A 16,721-nucleotide genomic window follows, 5' to 3' on the forward strand; every position below is an offset into this window, starting at 1 on the left:
AAATGCAAAAGCGAATCAGGCCTTTGCCAGACTCGCTTTTGGTGGATCTCCTGTCCGAAAACTTACAGGAGGTGTCCGATGCGTAAAACAACCTACTTACGTATTCGACGCGTTTTGAAGATTACTAAAGGGTTTTTGATTATTTCGACTATTGTCGAGTCTTGGAAATAAAAAAAGGGAGATTTGTTGATCTCCCTTTTTTGCTTTTATTAATCAGCTTACTTCAAGAAATCTGCTAGCAAGCGGGCGCCTACTACGAATTCGTCTCTGACTGTTTTGTCGGCTACACCATCAAGATCGCCTGTTGTGTTGTTGTAGGCGAAGTGGTAGCGGAAGTTTGTGTCAGTGTATGGTTTGTATTCAGCAACTACACCGTAAGCGATGTATTTGTTTGTTCTGTCAGTGACGCCGCCGATTTTTTCTTCTGTTGAGATCACTTCAAGGCGTGGTGTCCATTGTTCCCAACCTGTGTAAGCCAATTTTCCTACGAATGAAGATTCAGAATCTTTGAAACCTGTTGCGTCGGCTTTGAATTCGCCCATCAAGTAGTCAAGTGATGCAGAGATCGGGCTTGAGTTCCACATAACACCCGCTGCGATGAATTGGTGTTTGTCGTCTTTCGCCGGGCCGGCAAGAGTGTGATAGCTCAAGTTGAAGTTCAAGGCTTTTTCTAGGAAAGCGCCTCTCCAGATCACGCCCCACATGCTTGAGTTTTGTGATGCTGTTGGACCTGCTTTTGTGTCAGGTTCGTTCGTTGCCAGAACATGGATTTGTTGGCCGTCGAAAGAGAAAGTTCCCTTCACGCCAGTCATATAAAGAAGATCTTTTGTGCCAAGAAGAGTCGTAGAAGCTCCTGTTGGAGTGTAGAACGGAGAAGTTAAGTACAAATCAGCGCCGCTTGTAGCGCCTTCGAAGCCGCCGAATTCAGTGTTGAATTTACCAGCTGTCAAAGTGAAAAGATCAGACATCTTATGTGACAAGTACGCGTACTCAACAGCTGTTTGAGAAGCATCAACACCGCGAGTGGCGTCTTTGTTGAATGCTAAGCGCACGCGGAAAGTAAGATCTTCAAGAGCTTTACCTTGGTAATCAAGACGACCCGTTTTGAAATAAAACTTCGTCTGATCTGTCGATCCCGGAGTGTCTTTAAATGTTGTGGAGTTATAGTCTGCACGCATGTCCAGACTCAAAGAGCCCGCGTGTGCCGCTGTTGTCATGGCTGTCATCGCCAACGTTGCAATCAAAAACTTTTTCATTGGTACATCCTTGTTTAAAGTTTTAGGTTTTCGAATGTACATAGTATGTTACAAACAACGGCTGCCGCCAAGGACGCTTTAATTTATTTTGTCAGTTGGCTTTTAGTTTTGGTTGCGCTCTTCAGAAATTCCGACAAAACCATTTTTAACATAAAACGCGTTTGTGAAACCGACCTTCTCAAGTTCTGCAACCACGGTGGGGCTTTTGTCACCTTTTTGATCTAAAACGACGATACCAAAGTGTGCGGGCAGTTTTTTATCTTGAATAAGCTTCAACGCTTCTTCTTTGGATGTACATGAAATTGTTGCGTTTTGAATGTGCATTTGTACGACACTGTCGTACCACGGCTTCAAATTCACTTCTTCAAGCATTACCAAAAGAAGCGGCACTCGGTTGCGCAGCAAATTGTCGAATTGAAAAAAGCCGATGCTGTTAAATTCCATGATCAACCTACGCGCCCGTGTTCGGGAATAAATTTATAAATTATCAAAGCAATACCTAATCCCACAAACGCCAACAGTCCTGAGGCCCAAAACGGAGCTGTGATGGCCACGGCTCCATACAAAGCTCCACCCATGGCGGGGCCGATGATGCGCCCAAGTGAAGCCATGCTTTGAGTGACTCCTAGGGTAACGCCTTGTTCTTTGGAATCTGTGAGCAAGCTGATACTTCCTAAGATGGAAGGATTCGAAAGTCCATTCCCAAGTGAAAGAAGTGTCATTGCGATGGCCATGGCAGAAATGCTTCCAGAGATGGCAATGCTCGTGAGGCCGAGGGCAAACAAGGTTAATCCCAAACCCAACACTTTGCGCTCGCCCCATTTAGGTAAAAGACGGCGCACTAAAAAACCTTGTGTGAAAACAATGATCACACCGATGTAAGCAAAACCGAAGCTCACTTGTTTTACGTCCCACTGAAATTTTTCGCCCATGAACAGAATCAATGTCGCTTCCATCGACGACATCGCTAAAGAGCACAAAAGAAAAACTGTCATCAAAGGGCCCACAGTTTTCACGTTTAAATAGTGCCACATCACAGAGAATCTTTTTTTCTTCTCCGCAGATTCACTTTTTTCGCTTAAGGATTCAGTGAGGAACTTGATTCCAAAAAGGAAATTTGCAAAACACAAAACGGACACCCAATATGCTGAAAATGAAGTGTCGAAGTGAGGTGCTGGATTGATATGGTGGCCCCAAACGGCTAAGCCTCCGCCTAACGCAGGACCGACAACGAATCCTAAGCCGAAGGCGGCACCAATCAAAGCCATGCCTTTGGAGCGTTCGTGTTTTGGTGTGATGTCAGAAATATAAGCCGAGGCGGTGGAGAGACTCGCTCCAAAAAATCCGGCAAGGATGCGTGCAATAAAAAGCCACTCTAAAGAGCGGGCCCACGCAAAAAGAATGTACGAGAGGCCCTCACCGAAAAGGCAGAAAAGCAAAATAGGTCGGCGTCCTAAGCGATCGCTGAGGCGACCCCAGAATGGAGAAAATAAAAACTGCATCAGCGAGTAAACAGAGAGAAGAAGCCCCGTTTGCAAAGCTGTTGCGCCAAAGTTGCGACTTAAGATGGGAATGATGGGAATGACTACACCAAAGCCCACTAAATAAAGGAAAACGGTGAAAAAGATGATAGCAAGCCGTGATTTGTTTGATGTCGACGTCATAGGGTTGTTAATATTAGGAAGTTATGAAAATGGCAAATAATCTTCAGCGTTTGACGTTCGCCTTTGCAGGACTTTTTTTCTTTTCTTTCCCTGTCTGGGCATTGGATAACTACAAGGAATACAAGCGAGACACTTGGGAGTTTGAAGTCAGCTCCCAATTCTTTCGTTCGGAAGCCAATTACCCTGAATCTGGCGGAAGCAGCCAGAACCTTCCCAATGGAAATCACTATCAATTGATCGATATCACTTTGGCGACTCGTTATATGCCTCGTCAGAATTGGTCTGTGTTTGGTTGGGGAAATGTTGCAAGTGCAGAAAGCAAAGACTCCATCGCAACGAGAACGAATAGCACGTTGAGTGAAGGTGCCGTGGGTGCTGATTTTCTTATCTATAACGAGATGTTTCAGTTGATTCCGGAAGTCATCGCCGTGTTCCCGTTCGAAAAAATTGATAATACTTCAGATACGGTGATGAACTCCGAAGGCGTTATTGAAGTGCGTTCGCGTGTGATCGCGCAAAAAGATTTCGGTTCTTTCCGTGGTTATGGTTGGCTTGGCTTCAACTATCGGGCGGAAGGACGTTCCTTCCTGATGCCTTGGGGAGTCGGTGCGCAGTTAAAAATGGATCGCATTCGTTTGGGGGCAGAACTTTTCGGTTATCAAAGTGTCTCGGATGATACAGACAAAAATTCATTGTCGCGCACCTCTTACATCAATGGTGTGAACGCGGGATCTTTAAAATTTTACGGAGCCAATCCAGCTTTAATGGATACACAGCTGTATGCAAAATGGTTGATCAATCGCAAGTGGAGTATTCAAGCCAACGGCGGCGCCACACTGATGGGTTCAAATGCGGCGGCGGGATTTCATGTGGGCGGATTTATTCGCTACACATTTGATATGACGGAAGGTTACACAACTGAAGAAGCTTATACGCCGGTCAATTCTCCCGTTCCGAACTATCGATCCAATATGTACGATAACCAAATGAGTTCGGATAAAAAAGTTCAGCAATTTAAAGAAGAAACGGATGATGGAGTTGATCAGACTTTGTTCACACCTCGTCCCACGAAAAAGCAACGCATTCAGCAGGATCAAGAGCTGCAACAGCAGTTGGACGACACTGAATTTCAGTTGGAATTAAAGTCGAATAAGAAGAAAAGACGCCGCTAATAAAGCGGCTCTTTTTTTATGTCAGCTTTAATAATTCTTTTGCTCGAGATTCTTCAACGCCCAAAAGATCCACCGTTTTGTGGCGACCGGTATCGCCTTTCACTAAGACAACACTGCGCTTAGGAATATCAAAATAATCAGAAAGAAATTCGATCAGGCCTTCGTTGGCGCGGCCATCAATCGGGGGAGCTGTGATTTTTATTTTAAGTTCGCCGTTGTGAGGACCCACAACTTCGTTTTTCGAGGATTTCGGCTGAATAAAAAGGTGGAGTCGAACTCCACCTTTTATTGATTCAATCATAGTCTTCGGCAATTATTCTGCTGAAAGAGGAGATACGTTTGAAGAGCGGGCTGGAGTCGCGCCGTTGCCATTTCCATTCACGATATTGTGACCAGGAAGTTGCATTTGTGGCATATACTTTTCACCTTGCTCTAGCAAAGATAAATGAGCTTGCGCCAAAGCTTTCAAGTTCGCTTCAAATTGCATGCGGGCACGCTTAAGTTCCGTCACTTCTTGATACATTTTTTTCAATGAATCACGAGAGTCGCGAGTGATGATCTCTGCTTTTTGTTGAGCATCAGCGATAATCAACTTCGCTTCACGGTCGGCATCCTGGCGAAGACGTTCTGCCATTTGCGTTGCCGTTGCGATAGTCTCTTTAAGAACTTGATCGCGTTCTTTATATTCCATCAAAGAAAGTTCCTTTTCGCGGATGGCTTCCTTTAAAGAATTTCTTTCTTGGATCAAAGATTCCATTTGAGAGGCAATCTGCTGGAGAAAGTCCATAACCTCGTCAGCATCGAGTCCCATCATCTTTTTACCAAAAGACTTGTGAGCAATATCGATAGGAGTAATTCTCATCTTGTTCCTCCTTGAACAATAATGACTTAAGGATAAAGGCCGAGTCTGTATCAGCGCAAGATTATTTGATTTCCCGGGCCATTTCTTTGTTTCTCATCGCAGCCTTTTCAAAGCTAATGCGAAGAGCGCGCTCAATCTCCAGTTCGCGCATGGACTGAAGTCCAGCTGCCGTGACACCTTTTTTAGAAGTGACCCGAGCTTGCAAGTCCTCAACCCCTTCGCGGGCCTGGGCTGCTAACAAAGAAGCGCCGACAAATGTTTCAATCGTCATCATGCGGGCTTCTTCAACAGAAAATCCATGTTCTTCAATCCAGTCCTGCCAGTACATCATCATCTCAAAGACGAAACCTGTACCGCTAGAGCAAGAGACCATCAAAGCTTCGAACTGATCTTCATCGTGAACTTTAATGACTCTTCCCAGAGGAGCAAACAGATCTTCCACTGTGCTTTCTAAAGCGCCGTCATCATCGTCATTCAAAAGATATCCGATCACTCCGCGCCCAATTAAGGACGGAGTGTTGGGCATGACACGGGAAAGGCGAGCACCTTGAATATAGCGCTCTAATTTTTCCATGCGAATACCTGCAGCAACACTGATGACAATTTTATTGGAGTCAAATGCGCGTGTCACAGGCTCAAGAGCATTGAGCAAATCCTGAGGTTTTACGGCCAAGATAATAATGTCGCACTTGTCGATCAATTCTTCATTGCTAGATTCAGGATTGATTTTAAAAGTCTCTGCCAGTCTTTGCAGTTTTCCTTCAGAGCGATTTGTCGCGAAGATATTTTTAGCTGGAATGCCGCCTTCGATAAGGCCTCTGATCATGGCTTGGGCCATGTTGCCCGCACCCAAAAAACCGATTTTTTGCGTTTTCAACAATGGGTTCATAATTCTCCGAACGCACTACAAGTACGTCATGTACTTGGTTTTATCTTACATTTTGGCGGGGCGTTCGCCAAATAAAATAGTCCCAAGACGCACAATGGTTGCACCTTCTTCCACGGCCACTTTAAAATCATGGCTTGTGCCCATTGACAGCTCCGTGAGCGGATGGCGCTTTAAATTGGTTTCAGAGCGAAGCTCCATCAGCAATTGACGGAGCTCTCTAAAATAAAGACGCACTTCCACACCTGTTTCGGTTAATGGAGGCATCGTCATCAGACCCATTATATTTAAATGAGGAAGTTCCGCGAGAGTTTGCCAAGACTTAAGAAGGCTTTCTTTGTCAAAACCGCCTTTGGTCTCTTCTTTTGCCAGGTTGACCTGAATCAAAATATTTTGCGTGACGTTTTTATTTTCACATTGGCGGCTCAGTGTTTCCGCAAGCGCCAGAGAATCCACAGAGTGAATCAACGCGAACTTTCCAACAACAAGTTTGGCTTTGTTTTTTTGTAAACTGCCAATCAAGTGCCATTGAATATCGGGAAGATCTTGAAGGTGATCCATTTTTTCCAAAGCTTCTTGGACGTAATTTTCTCCGAAAAGTCTTTGGCCCTCATGGTAGAGAGAACGGATTTTGGATTCAGGTTGAAGCTTTGAGACAGCAAGAATTTTTGCGGGGGTACATTCTTGCGTGAGTGTTTTTAGATTCATGTTCTGAATCTAGCATGACCCTTATTGCAGGGTCACGAATTTTGGTGCTTCACCTTTCAGCTGGGCTGTGGCTTTCAAAATAAAAGATTTAAACTTGGAAGCATAAGTGTACTCGCCATAGTGACGGCAATCCTGAGCTTGATCGTGAGGTCCGCGAGTGATGCCGACAACAACAAGTCCTTGTGCGGTTTCCAGAAACGCAGGACCACCAGAGTCGCCACTGCAAGCGCCTTGATTGTTGGTTTGATCCGTCACCAAAATCGCATCCACGATTTTTGCCAAAGGCACGTGCACGTAATTCAATCCCGTCGAATACACCGGCACATTGAGTTCGCTTTCCAAGCCATAACCCGCAAGCAACAACGACTGTCCTTCTTGAAGACTTGTCTTGGGATCAAGAATAGGAACGGGGATCGCAGACGCTGGAGCTTCATCAGCAAGGCGAAGAACCGCCACGTCGTTGACACCGGTGATAGGAACGCGGTTTTGATCTTCAATCAATTTGTAATGAGGATGTGTAACCCACCCAGCAACCTTCAGCAATTTGCTGCGATCAAAAACTTCAGGAAGTTTTTCACCGATATAAACCGCCATGATGCCTTCGCCCAGATTTTCCAAACAGTGAGTGGCTGTCAGAATCATGTTTTTAGAAATCAAAGTTCCCGTGCAAAGAGAAAGAGGTTTTCCTTGATACTCCATCAAAAAAGAAACTGTGGAATGCGTTACTAAGTCTTTTGCAGTTGCGGCTGTGCCGCCAATGATGGCGCTGTTGTTTTCAGAAATATTCAAATTTCCAGTTTCATTTTTTGCGCAACCTGAAACAAACAATAAAACTGTTAATAGAAGACTGATTTTATTCACGGGGACCCCCAGGAGTGATTCTGGGGTTTAGTGGACCTTCAAGGGCTTGTCATCAATATTCTTTCATTTTGAGATTTCAGAAAGCATCTTGCGAACCAAATCAATCGGAAGTCCGACGACATTATCAAAAGGTCCTTCAATACGCTCGACGAATTTTCCTCCGCCGCCTTGAATTCCGTAAGCGCCGGCTTTGTCCATCGGTTCACCGGTATCAATGTAGGTCCAGATTTCTTCATCCGTCAGATTTTTGAAATAGATATGCGTGGTCTCAAATTGAGACAGCTCTTTCTGAGTTTCACTATCGATAATGCAAACGGCAGTGATGACTTCATGAAAATGCCCGGACAAGAGTCGTAAAATGCGATAGGCATCGTCGCGATCCTGAGGTTTTCCAAGCGGCCCCCCGCCAAAGATCACTTCCGTGTCTGCCGCTAGCACCGTGAAAGGGCCTGTTCTGCTAGACTTTAGTAAGCGAAAAGCTTCTCTGGCTTTACGTCTAGCAATATCTAAAATCTGATCGTTTACATTCAGGTTTTTGTTAGGAATTTCCGATACTTTAACTGGAACCACGTCAAAGTTAAAACCAGCTTCTTTAAGAAGTGCACGGCGGCGTGGCGATTCTGATGCCAAAACAAGTGGTGTCATGAATGTACTTGAACACAAAGAGGCGAAAATGGGAAGCGCAGAATTAATGCTGATTCTTGGACTGCTACTCGCAGGAGTGGCGGTATTCCTATTCGTAAATTCTATCTTTGCAAGCAACGCGGACAAGCAACAACTGTCATGGGCGAACAATGATGAGCCTGTGAAATCTAAAAATGCCGTGATCAATTTCTCTCGTCCGTTGGTGCATCAATTCACTTTGCAACACGCTTTAAGAATTCGCAGTGAAGGTTATCGTAAACGTGTACGCAAATACATTTTAACTTCCGGCCTTTCGCAAGAGTTGAACGAAGATGAATTCATCGGTTTGCAGCTTCTTTGGGGCGTGATGTTCCCGATCTTCTTGCTCATCATGAACTTCTCTTTGCAGTTGGGACTTCCGACGTTGATGGTTCTGGGAATGGGATTGATTGGATTTTATCTTCCACAGATTCACGCTAAAGGTGAAAAGAAACGTCGTGAACTTTCCGTCAGAACAGATCTGCCGTTCTTTATTGATCTTTTGGCTTTGTCAGTGGAAGCAGGTTTGGATTTCTTCTCTGCGATTCAAAAGATTGTGGATAAAGCGCAAGGCACGGACAGTGTCTTGGCGGATGAGTTGGGAACCGTTTTAAAAGATATCAAAATCGGTGCTTCTAAAGCGCAAGCTTTAAAAGACATGGCAGAGCGTTTGGATATGAACGAGATGACGAGCTTTGTGGCCGTGCTCGTTGATGCGGAAGCGACAGGTGCGAGTATTTCGCAAGTGTTGAAAGATCAATCCGTGCAAATGCGTTTGGAAAGATTCGTGCGAGCGGAAAAGGCCGGTGCGAAAGCATCGCAAACAATTTTAATTCCGTTGATGATTTTTATTTTACCGGCGGTTTTTATTATCGTGTTTGGACCGGTGGCCGTGTCCTTCATGTATGGGAAAAAGTAATGACAGCATTGATGAGTAAAACAACAAATCAAACTTTGGTACCGCAGTTGGAAGTGGCAAAAACTTTCTGGACTCGCGGCAAAGGTTTATTGGGAAGAGAGTCTCTTGCCAGTAACGAGGCGTTGTGGATTCACCATTGCAATAGCATTCATACGTTCTTTATGAAATTTCCAATTGATTGTGTGTTTGTAGATAAAAACCTCAAGGTGAAAGCCGTTTACCAAGACGTGCGCCCTTGGCGATTGGTTCTTCCGGTGTGGGGAGCAGCTTCCGTGATTGAAATGTCTTCTGGATCGGTCAGCAGATTGAATGTCAGCGTAGGAGATCAACTTTATGTGGGCGCTTAGAATTTTGACAGGCCCGCAAGCGGGAACTATCATCGAACTGAAAATGGGCAAGAACATCATCGGTCGTGCCCCTCAGTGCGATATTAAATTGCTCAGTCCCGGTGTTTCCAAAGAGCACACCGAGGTCGCGATCTTTAAAGAAAAAATTGTGATCACGGATTTAAAATCCAGCAACGGCACATACCTCAATGGTATTCGCATTCAAAACGGCATTATGCGTTTGGGTGACAAGCTAGGAATTCACGACGTTCTTGTCGATGTGATTCCAGCTCCGGAGGCACGTCAGCAAGCTCCGCGTGCAGGAACAAGCACGGGAGTTCCAGCACCGATGCCTTACTATGGCGGAGCAGCTCCGCAAATGCCACAACAAATGCCGATGGGCATGCCTCAACATCAGGGGATGCCGCAAGGAATGCCACAACCGATGGCCGGTGGTATGGCGGGAGCCGCGGCTCCAACACCAGCACCCGCATATCAACAAGGTGGCTTCAAAGGTTTGATGGACAAGGCCCATGATTATTTAGATCGAGTGGCTCTGCCGGGAGTGTACAAGCTTCCACAATTCATGGAACTTAAAATGGTTCTTTTGGGTTTTGTGGTGCTCTTTATTTTCGCAACAACATTATTGTCGATGATTCCCATGGTGCAAATCACCCGAGCGAGTATCATCAATGAAAGTAAACGTCGTGCGGCTTCGATTGCAAGAACCGTAGCGACCATCAACCAAGCGGCTCTTCTGCAAAACAGTTATTCGTCACTAAGCACGAATGCGGCGGAAGCAGAAGATGGTGTGAAGCAAGTTTTGATCGTGCAACAATCTGACGGGATGATTTTAGCTCCGGCATCACGCGCGGGAACGACTCCGGATCTTCCGTTTGTGCATTCAGCCCGCAGAGAAATGCGTCCGCAATCTGTCGAGGTGGATTCATCCACGATTGGGGCTAGTTTCCCGATTGGTCTTTTTGATCCGAACACGGGTGAACAATCCGTGAAGGCGCATGCGATTGTTTTGTATGACATCGGAAGCCTGGCCTTCGATGATGGTCGCGCGATCAGTTTGTTCATGCAAACGTTGGTCATCGCCTCTTTGATTGGTCTTTTGATTTACTTCTTTATGTATAAGCTTATTGAGTATCCGATTGTCACTCTCAATGCGCAGTTAGATGCAGCGATGAGAGAAAAGAAAGACAATACGGAAGTGAACTTTATGTTCCCGCCGCTGCAAGCTTTGATCGGTAACATCAACAGTCTTCTGACTCGTTATATTAACGGTGAAACGGACAGTGGTGGACCTGGTGCGAGCGGATTTGTGAATAAAGACGGTGAAGCTGAAAATCTGGTTCAGATCGTGGGCTTCCCTTGTATTACGATTTCTCGCGAAGGTCGTATTATTGCGTGCAATGCTGCATTTAGCTCGGTGGCGCGCACGGATATGACACAGCTTCAAGGTCAACTTTTCAAAGCTATTCCCGACGTGGCGTTACAACAAAACATCGAAGGGCTTTTGGTAAAGACTCGCGAAAACCCTCGCGCGATTCATACGGATCAGCTCGAGTTCAGTGGACATTTGTGCATTTTAAGCTGTCAGGCTTTTTCATCAGGACAAGAAGTGGATTATTTTATCGTGACAGTGTCGCCAGTTGAGGGAGGCTCGTAATGAGTGCGGCTCCGCAAGTGAAGGACGCTTTAAAGTTTGATATCGAAGTCGTGAAAGGCCCGCATGTGGGTCTGAAGGCGACTTTCTCAAAGGCTTCGGTCTCTATCGGCCGTGGTCCTGAGAATGATATCGTGCTTTCTGGTGATCCACGTGTGAGCCGTCAACATGCGGAAATCAAACAGCGTGGTCCGACTGAATTTGTGATCGTCAATTTGAGTTCTAAGAACTTTATTTTGGTCAATGGCCAGAACGTTCAATCCGAAATTTTAAACAACGATTCGGTGATTCAAATTGGTGATACAGAAATGCGTATCCACGTCGAAGTGCCGACTCCTGCAGTGACTCCTGTGTCTCCGCAGACAACACCTTCCATGCCGTCGATGACTCCAGGTGGTTTGCAAGGGCTGGGTAATGCCATGCCAATGTCAACGCCGGCGCAGAATTCAAATCCAAATCCGACGCCAAATTTCCCAAAACCAATGCCGTCGCAAGCACCGGCTTATCAACAACCTCGTCCGATGCCGACGATGCCAAATCCATCCATGCCTCCGGCGCAGCCGATGAATTATGGTGGCTATCAACCGCCTCCGGGTCCTCCTCCGGGAATGGCACCGATGGGAGCGGCTAGTGGTGGCGGACTGTTGCAAAATCCGAAAGCGCGTTTTTACGGTATTGTGGCGATCGTAGGATTGCTAGCGTGGTATGTTTTGTCGTCGCCGTCTTCGAAAAACAATAAAGATCCGAATGCAATTCGTACTTCCGTGATCACAATGCAAGACGTGGCCGATGCGGAGAAGCGCTCGCAAGAGCTTTTGACGGTGAAAAAAGAAAAATATGATTCTATTCAATATCGTCGTGCTCAGGAGAACTTTATTAAGGGTTTCCGTGACTTCCAGCAGGGTCAATATGCAAGAGCCCGTGAAGCTTTTCAGGTCGTGCTGAATCTGGACCCTGACAACGAGCTGGCAAAGCGTTATTATCATTTATCGAAGATTAAGTTTGATGAGCTTGTGAAATTCAACATGATTCAAGGCAACCGTTACAGAGAAAAGAAAAATTGGAGAATGTGTCAGTCGAATTATTCGAATGTGATGACCATGCTTCAAAATCGCAAAGATGATCCGAGTTATAAAGAAGCAAAACAATTCTATGAAGAGTGTACTTTGAATTTGGAGGGTAGATACTAATGGCCCGCCTCCGAGTCCGCCTTCGTGGTAAACCCATCTATGACATCACTCTTTCTGAAGATCGTTCTTATATTGCCGGTCGTAAGGAAGATTGCGATATCGTTTTGCAACCTGAAAAAGGAATCTCGCGCGAACACTTCAAGGTTTCATTCAATAATGGAGCTTGGAATGTGGAAGTGGTTTCCCGCTATGGTGAAGTGATCTATAACGGCGAGCAAGTGCAACAGTTCACGCTGGAGCATGGCAGCCAGTTTTCAATTCCACCGTATGAGTTTGATTATTTAAATACTTCAGACGAAGTTCCTGCTTCAGCGGAAGCTCATGCGGGGTCGTCGAATCTTCCAGCGGTCACTGGTATTCATGCGAGTGACGGCGAAGCCTTTGATGGCAGTGAAGAAAAAACTGTGATTGGTGTGGCGCCTACAGCGGCTTACATCAAAATCGTTGATGCACAAAATGAAACCAAAGAAATGCTTCGTCTTGATGCCGGAGATTCTTGGGTTGCAGGCCGTGATCCTTCCTGCCATATTCAAATCCGCGATCAGCGCGTGAGCCGTCGTCAGTTTGAGATTCGCAGAGCCGGTTCTCAATACATGATTATTGACTTAGGAAGCGTCAACGGAACCCTTTTGAATGGCAATCCGATTTCTTCGACAGACACAACACCGCTAAAAAGTGGTGATGCGATCAGTGTGCTCACAAATTATTTGTATTTTGAATTGCACGATGCAAGTTTTCAAAGCCGCCTTGAAATGGTGAATGTGCCGCCACCAAATCCGTTGGTCCCGATGGGCTCTGATTCAGTGCCCATGGAGTATCAACAGCAATCGCACGAATTGATGGCTTATCAAGGTGGTATGGCGCCAATGCCATATCAACCTCAGCAAATGCAATATCCGATGCAGGGAACTCCTGGCCAGATGCCACCTCCTTCCGGAAAATTTGATTTTCAAAAAAACCGTCCTAAAATTATCATCGGCGCAGTGGCGTTGCTCGTTGTGGCGTATCTCTTTAGTGGTGGAGAAAAAACGGCTCCTCCAGCCCCGAAGCCAGGAACTGCGGGACCAGGTTCTCCGCTTGAAGCCTTTAATAAATTAAAGCCAGAGCAGCAGGCGTTGGTTCGTCAGCGTTATAAAGATGCCAAGAATCTTTATATGCAGGGAAAATATCAGTTGGCACAAGACGAAATCATCAAGATTCAGGAGTTGGTTCCTGATTATGAGGACATTCGCGAGATCGAGCGTCTTTCAAAAGAAGCGATCTTTATTCAAGAGCAGCAACGCCGCCAAGAGCAGATTGAAAAGGCGAAGTTAGAGACAGAAGAGAAGATTCAAAAACAAACGGCGGAATGCCAAAAGAAAATCAATCCCAACATCACAATGTCAGAGATGGAAGATTGTTTAAGTCCGGTCTTGCAGTTCAATCCGGAGCATCCGCGTATTGTCGACTTAAAATCGCAAGTGGAAATCATCACCACTCAGCGTGAAGCGAAAGCGGTGGAAAAAGCCGCTTACCAATCGCAGGTCGCGAAAATGCGAGCCCTTTACGATAAGGCTCAGCAAGTGCATAAAAAAGGCAAACCTTTGGATGCGATTGCCGCTTACGAAAAAGTGATCGAGTCCAGACTGCCAGATCCAAACGGATTTAAAGGCCAGTCACAAAGAAACATTGCTTCGATTCGTCAGATGATGAATTCAAAAACGGCGAGTTTGCAAGCGGAAGCGGATAAGTTCTATCAAGCACAAAACTTGAAAGGTGCTATCTTGTCTTTAAGAAAAGCGCGCGTGATGGATCCGACGAATCCGGATTTGCCAGAGAAAATTGAACGCTACATGGTTGAACTTCGTAAGAGCATGATGACGATCTATCAAGAGGGTATCTTGGAAGAAAGTTTTGGTAACGTCGATGGTGGTGAATCCAAAGCCGGTGCGAAAGACAAGTGGAGAAAGATCCTTGAACTGGATGTTCCAGACGGTGAGTACTACAAAAAAGCCTACATCAAGTTGAAAAAGTACGGGGCGCTCTAAGATGAAATTGCAAGAAAGATCCTACAGCACGAAAATCATTCGCCCTAAACCTCTGATTCATCAAGAAGATGACGGCTCACTCATCGTCATTGCGACATCTTGGGGGCAGCCTGAGCATGCGCAAAGAGCTTTGGATGAAGTGGTGAAATATGTCAGTGCCGCAAAGTCTGACGTGGAAGTGACTTCTCCGTTTGAGTTTTTGACGTGTCTTTCAGATGAAGTAAATTACGTGAGAACAGGAATTCTGATCGCCAACGATATTCTTTATCGCGGTGAAAATAAGATGGAATATTTTTCTGGCGTGGAACTTTTGGCTCTCTTTAAAAGAGGCACGCAAGTCGCTTGGGCCCAAGTGGGAAGTCCTAGTTTATTTATCCAAAGACAAAATCAAAGCCTGCAACCTCTTTCCATAGGTTTAGATCTTTCATCCGAATTGCGAGGCGATGAAACTTTGCCGCCATTGCCGTCACAGCTTTTAGGTTTAGACCCGACTTGTTACGTGCAGTGTGGTCACACACATGTAGATGAAAATGATCAACTGGTCCTTCTTGCTAGCACGGCGATTGCTTCTTCTCTTTGGGGAAAAGACCCGAAAGAAACGGAGCTTTCAAAAATCACCAATCGTATGATTCAGGATTCTCCTGAAGCTCCTTTTTGGTTGGGGCTTGTCGAAATCTCAGACCAATAATTCTAAAGCTCTTCACTTTGAATCGATTTATAAACTTGAGCGCGAATTCTTGTGTATTCAGGAAGACTCAATGCCAACTCCGTGCGCGAAGGCGCAAAGACGTTGTCGCGGGACGTATCCCAAATCAAGCCCGCCGCAATATTTGCTCTTTGGATCTGTTGGTCGAGCATGTAGTTTTTAAAAGAACGCTCAAAGCGTTTTCTTTGGGCTTCTTTTGAAAGCCCACGTTCTTCAGCGCGAACCCAATCGACAAATTCCAAGAACAGTGGATCACCGCAGTTTTTTAATTGCTCTGTTTCAAGAACACCAGAAAGCAAATAGAAACAAGAATCACTGAGTTTTGCCACTTTACCATTGAGATTTTTTTCACCGACGTACTGCCATACGGACACTCTGTTTTTAGTTCCCAGTTGCTTCAGTGTCTCCCAGTCTTTTTGGTTTAAAGCGATTTGCGCCGTCCAATTAAGAATATCCAAGCTGCGCGGTTGTGCACTCATCAGACGTTTGAGATCTTTTAAAAGCAAAGATTCTTGATCCGTTCTCATCCAGCGAGCAAACGGAATGCTAAGTTTTGCCGTCCACTCGGAATCCAAAGATGTAAAAGCTGGAAACTGATTTTTATGCATCAAGTTTTGCAACTTTTGGGTCGTCGGTAAAATGCTCTCTTGCAGAAGAGGCAGAGGGTTGACTTCAAAGCGATCTACCAATGTGTTGTAAAGGAGAGGCTTTTCGTCGTTGATATAGAGAACATGGCTCGAAATCCCGGCCGTGCGCAGCGGGCCCGCTTTTCTCCACAAAGCCCAGCCGGACTCAAGCAGTATAGGGCGATCTTCCGGGCTCGTAGAATTTGGATTTTTTAATACGTCCAACAAAGAGTGTGAGGGGAACGAGGAAGTCCCATTTTCCACAATGCTTTCCCCAAGAAGTTCATAAAGAGTGCGGCCGACATCCACAAGGCTGACATTTTGATCGACTTTCCAGTGAATCGCTTCGTCGCGTTTTTTCTTTTGTGAGGGTTTGATAAATAAAGCCACTTGTGTGTTTTCACCATGCAAGTTCAAAGGTGAAAGTTCGCGGTAGCGATCGTTGGAAGTATGGCCATTTAAGCCAACCAGAATCACCGTGGTTTGGTCCCAACGATTGGATTGTTTGAGGCTTTGAAAGAGTTCAAAAAAACTTTCATCAAGCTCATCCATTTGGCTTTCAAAACTGAGGTTGCGAGTTTCGCCGAGATCCGTTGTTGTTTCCGTCGTTGTAAAAAGAAGATCGGGAACATAGATAACGCTAAAGAAAGCGTCATTTCCCACATCTTGTTTTAACCACTGTAGAAAAGCTTCCGAGTTTTTTTTGAAGGGACGGAATAAGCTTGCGAAGCTCGGAATGATGTTGTCCTCAAAGAGTTCAAACCCTTGATTGAGTCCTGAACGACGAAATACTGGGGCTCCACCAGAAAAAAAACTGGTACGATAGTCCTGCTTTAGCGCTACTTCAGAAACCAATTCCAGTTCCGCTGCGAGTCCAGGTCCAGAGTTGTGTCTTACTTTGTGTTGGTAAGGATAAAGACCCGTCATTAACGATGACAAGGCGGGTACGGCAAGCGTTGACGGCGTGAAAGCGTGAGTGAAACGTACGGACTCATTGCAAAGCAATTGAAAACCAGACCTCTCGGATTCCTCCTGACTGCACGTCACATCCGTCATCGTCAGTTCGTCAACTGCGATAACCAGCACGGATTTCCTGTCATTTGTCTTACAGGAGATCTGGACTAAGCTCAGTGTTGTGAGGAGAAGAGTTAAAATGATTTTCTGCATACCTTGACCGGAT

The 16,721-nt window shown here is 45.6% G+C and carries 17 protein-coding genes; 7 read left to right on the top strand and 10 right to left on the bottom strand.

What is annotated here, in order from left to right; translation table 11 throughout:
* Positions 1-218: 218 nt before the first annotated feature.
* The 3 genes from AAAA78_RS02195 to AAAA78_RS02205 all read right to left on the bottom strand — a co-directional run bounded on the left by AAAA78_RS02195 (position 219) and on the right by AAAA78_RS02205 (position 2,920).
* A complete protein-coding gene (locus tag AAAA78_RS02195; protein ID WP_340590090.1) occupies positions 219-1,256 on the bottom strand; it encodes a porin in 1,038 nt (345 codons plus the stop codon).
* A gap of 102 nt (positions 1,257-1,358) precedes the next feature.
* Entirely contained in the window at positions 1,359-1,700 is a 342-nt protein-coding gene (locus AAAA78_RS02200) for a rhodanese-like domain-containing protein (RefSeq protein WP_295900118.1), read from the bottom strand.
* A gap of 2 nt (positions 1,701-1,702) precedes the next feature.
* Entirely contained in the window at positions 1,703-2,920 is a 1,218-nt protein-coding gene (locus tag AAAA78_RS02205) for an MFS transporter (protein WP_340590091.1), read from the bottom strand.
* A gap of 29 nt (positions 2,921-2,949) precedes the next feature.
* Here AAAA78_RS02205 and AAAA78_RS02210 point away from each other — a divergent pair, with 29 nt between their 5' ends.
* Positions 2,950-4,092, top strand: coding sequence for a hypothetical protein (locus tag AAAA78_RS02210; RefSeq protein WP_340590092.1), 1,143 nt, complete (start codon positions 2,950-2,952; stop codon positions 4,090-4,092).
* Between the two features lie 16 nt (positions 4,093-4,108).
* Here the strand turns inward: AAAA78_RS02210 and AAAA78_RS02215 are convergent, their stop codons facing one another.
* From AAAA78_RS02215 to AAAA78_RS02240, 6 genes are all read right to left on the bottom strand, one after another.
* The gene (locus tag AAAA78_RS02215) at positions 4,109-4,393 is read right to left on the bottom strand and encodes a DUF167 domain-containing protein (RefSeq protein ID WP_295900115.1); all 285 of its coding nucleotides are present in this window, start codon (positions 4,391-4,393) and stop codon (positions 4,109-4,111) included.
* 12 nt (positions 4,394-4,405) lie between these two features.
* Positions 4,406-4,954: a DivIVA domain-containing protein gene (locus tag AAAA78_RS02220; protein WP_340590093.1), complete on the bottom strand. Its 549-nt coding sequence runs from the start codon at positions 4,952-4,954 to the stop codon at positions 4,406-4,408.
* Positions 4,955-5,015: 61 nt separating this feature from the next.
* On the bottom strand, positions 5,016-5,843 hold the full coding sequence (locus tag AAAA78_RS02225; protein ID WP_340590094.1) for a pyrroline-5-carboxylate reductase family protein: 828 nt from the start codon (positions 5,841-5,843) through the stop codon (positions 5,016-5,018).
* 45 nt (positions 5,844-5,888) lie between these two features.
* A complete protein-coding gene (locus AAAA78_RS02230) occupies positions 5,889-6,548 on the bottom strand; it encodes a YggS family pyridoxal phosphate-dependent enzyme (protein WP_340590095.1) in 660 nt (219 codons plus the stop codon).
* A gap of 21 nt (positions 6,549-6,569) precedes the next feature.
* Positions 6,570-7,409, bottom strand: a complete 840-nt coding sequence (locus tag AAAA78_RS02235; protein WP_340590096.1) for a S1 family peptidase — start codon at positions 7,407-7,409, stop codon at positions 6,570-6,572.
* 63 nt (positions 7,410-7,472) lie between these two features.
* Positions 7,473-8,054, bottom strand: a complete 582-nt coding sequence (locus tag AAAA78_RS02240; protein WP_340590097.1) for a Maf family protein — start codon at positions 8,052-8,054, stop codon at positions 7,473-7,475.
* Here AAAA78_RS02240 and AAAA78_RS02245 point away from each other — a divergent pair.
* Genes AAAA78_RS02245 through AAAA78_RS02270 form a run of 6 tightly spaced genes read left to right on the top strand, consistent with a single transcriptional unit; the run spans position 8,053 to position 14,897 of the window.
* On the top strand, positions 8,053-8,991 hold the full coding sequence (locus AAAA78_RS02245; RefSeq protein WP_340590098.1) for a type II secretion system F family protein: 939 nt from the start codon (positions 8,053-8,055) through the stop codon (positions 8,989-8,991). The genes AAAA78_RS02240 and AAAA78_RS02245 overlap by 2 nt on opposite strands.
* A complete protein-coding gene (locus tag AAAA78_RS02250) occupies positions 8,991-9,338 on the top strand; it encodes a DUF192 domain-containing protein (RefSeq protein WP_340590099.1) in 348 nt (115 codons plus the stop codon). The genes AAAA78_RS02245 and AAAA78_RS02250 overlap by 1 nt, the downstream gene beginning before the upstream one ends.
* On the top strand, positions 9,325-10,995 hold the full coding sequence (locus tag AAAA78_RS02255; protein ID WP_340590100.1) for an FHA domain-containing protein: 1,671 nt from the start codon (positions 9,325-9,327) through the stop codon (positions 10,993-10,995). The genes AAAA78_RS02250 and AAAA78_RS02255 overlap by 14 nt, the downstream gene beginning before the upstream one ends.
* The gene (locus tag AAAA78_RS02260; protein ID WP_340590101.1) at positions 10,995-12,182 is read left to right on the top strand and encodes an FHA domain-containing protein; all 1,188 of its coding nucleotides are present in this window, start codon (positions 10,995-10,997) and stop codon (positions 12,180-12,182) included. Before AAAA78_RS02255 ends, AAAA78_RS02260 begins: the two co-directional genes overlap by 1 nt.
* The gene (locus tag AAAA78_RS02265; RefSeq protein ID WP_340590102.1) at positions 12,182-14,209 is read left to right on the top strand and encodes an FHA domain-containing protein; all 2,028 of its coding nucleotides are present in this window, start codon (positions 12,182-12,184) and stop codon (positions 14,207-14,209) included. The genes AAAA78_RS02260 and AAAA78_RS02265 overlap by 1 nt, the downstream gene beginning before the upstream one ends.
* 1 nt (position 14,210) lies before the next feature.
* Entirely contained in the window at positions 14,211-14,897 is a 687-nt protein-coding gene (locus tag AAAA78_RS02270; RefSeq protein ID WP_340590103.1) for a hypothetical protein, read from the top strand.
* 2 nt (positions 14,898-14,899) lie between these two features.
* Here AAAA78_RS02270 and AAAA78_RS02275 read toward each other — a convergent pair whose 3' ends face one another.
* Positions 14,900-16,708: a sulfatase-like hydrolase/transferase gene (locus tag AAAA78_RS02275; RefSeq protein ID WP_340590104.1), complete on the bottom strand. Its 1,809-nt coding sequence runs from the start codon at positions 16,706-16,708 to the stop codon at positions 14,900-14,902.
* Positions 16,709-16,721 lie beyond the last annotated feature (13 nt).

Source organism: Bdellovibrio sp. BCCA (genome assembly GCF_037996825.1).
Taxonomy (GTDB): Bacteria; Bdellovibrionota; Bdellovibrionia; order Bdellovibrionales; family Bdellovibrionaceae; genus Bdellovibrio.

Bases quoted from the DNA above. Each gene is read 5' to 3' on its own strand.
- AAAA78_RS02200 (WP_295900118.1), bottom strand. From the start codon at position 1,700: ATGGAATTTAACAGCATCGGCTTTTTTCAATTCGACAATTTGCTGCGC.
- AAAA78_RS02195 (WP_340590090.1), bottom strand. From the start codon at position 1,256: ATGAAAAAGTTTTTGATTGCAACGTTGGCGATGACAGCCATGACAACA.
- AAAA78_RS02225 (WP_340590094.1), bottom strand. From the start codon at position 5,843: ATGAACCCATTGTTGAAAACGCAAAAAATCGGTTTTTTGGGTGCGGGC.
- AAAA78_RS02240 (WP_340590097.1), bottom strand. From the start codon at position 8,054: ATGACACCACTTGTTTTGGCATCAGAATCGCCACGCCGCCGTGCACTT.
- AAAA78_RS02275 (WP_340590104.1), bottom strand. From the start codon at position 16,708: ATGCAGAAAATCATTTTAACTCTTCTCCTCACAACACTGAGCTTAGTC.
- AAAA78_RS02265 (WP_340590102.1), top strand. From the start codon at position 12,182: ATGGCCCGCCTCCGAGTCCGCCTTCGTGGTAAACCCATCTATGACATC.
- AAAA78_RS02260 (WP_340590101.1), top strand. From the start codon at position 10,995: ATGAGTGCGGCTCCGCAAGTGAAGGACGCTTTAAAGTTTGATATCGAA.
- AAAA78_RS02220 (WP_340590093.1), bottom strand. From the start codon at position 4,954: ATGAGAATTACTCCTATCGATATTGCTCACAAGTCTTTTGGTAAAAAG.
- AAAA78_RS02245 (WP_340590098.1), top strand. From the start codon at position 8,053: ATGAATGTACTTGAACACAAAGAGGCGAAAATGGGAAGCGCAGAATTA.
- AAAA78_RS02270 (WP_340590103.1), top strand. From the start codon at position 14,211: ATGAAATTGCAAGAAAGATCCTACAGCACGAAAATCATTCGCCCTAAA.
- AAAA78_RS02250 (WP_340590099.1), top strand. From the start codon at position 8,991: ATGACAGCATTGATGAGTAAAACAACAAATCAAACTTTGGTACCGCAG.
- AAAA78_RS02255 (WP_340590100.1), top strand. From the start codon at position 9,325: ATGTGGGCGCTTAGAATTTTGACAGGCCCGCAAGCGGGAACTATCATC.
- AAAA78_RS02210 (WP_340590092.1), top strand. From the start codon at position 2,950: ATGGCAAATAATCTTCAGCGTTTGACGTTCGCCTTTGCAGGACTTTTT.
- AAAA78_RS02230 (WP_340590095.1), bottom strand. From the start codon at position 6,548: ATGAATCTAAAAACACTCACGCAAGAATGTACCCCCGCAAAAATTCTT.
- AAAA78_RS02205 (WP_340590091.1), bottom strand. From the start codon at position 2,920: ATGACGTCGACATCAAACAAATCACGGCTTGCTATCATCTTTTTCACC.
- AAAA78_RS02215 (WP_295900115.1), bottom strand. From the start codon at position 4,393: ATGATTGAATCAATAAAAGGTGGAGTTCGACTCCACCTTTTTATTCAG.